This window comes from Duganella rhizosphaerae, assembly GCF_040364205.1.
Lineage (GTDB): Bacteria > Pseudomonadota > Gammaproteobacteria > Burkholderiales > Burkholderiaceae_D > Rugamonas > Rugamonas rhizosphaerae.
The window spans coordinates 1-499 of the sequence record NZ_BPWK01000078.1 but is presented as its reverse complement, the minus strand read 5'-3'; the positions used below and the strand labels follow the sequence as shown (position 1 = coordinate 499).

1 pseudogene is annotated in these 499 nt (G+C 69.7%); it reads left to right on the top strand.

Features of this window, described 5'->3' with window-relative positions:
- Window positions 1-499, top strand: a pseudogene (locus tag RUGAMON1_RS32675) (heme utilization protein); the annotation flags it as partial.

Sequence of the window (499 nt, the reverse complement as noted above, 5' to 3'; positions counted from 1 at the left end):
GGCCACGGCACAGGTGGCCGCGCTGTCGACCAACCAGATCGCCGCGCTGAGCACCGCCGCCGTATCCGGTTTGACCACCAACCAGATCGTCGCGCTGACCACCGCGCAAGCGAGCTCGCTGAGCACCGCGCAAGTGGCCGGTCTGACGACCGCCGCCATCGCCGCGCTGGAAACGGCGGACTTCGCCGCACTGAAGTCCGACGCGATTGCCGCCCTGAGCGCCAATCAGGTCAAGGCCCTGACCACGAATCAAGTGGTGGCGCTGACCACCGCCGAAGCTGCCGCGCTGAGCACCGCGCAAGTTGCCGCGCTGTCGAGCGATGCGATCGCCGCGCTGGAAACGGCTGATCTGTCGGCCATCAAGACGGCAGCCATCGCCGCCCTGAGCTCCGGCCAGGTCGCTGCGCTGACCACCGCCCAGGTCAACAACCTGGCCACCGCCTCGCTGGCCGCGCTGAGCACCGCCGGCGTCGCCGCGCTGACCACCAACCAGGTCGTC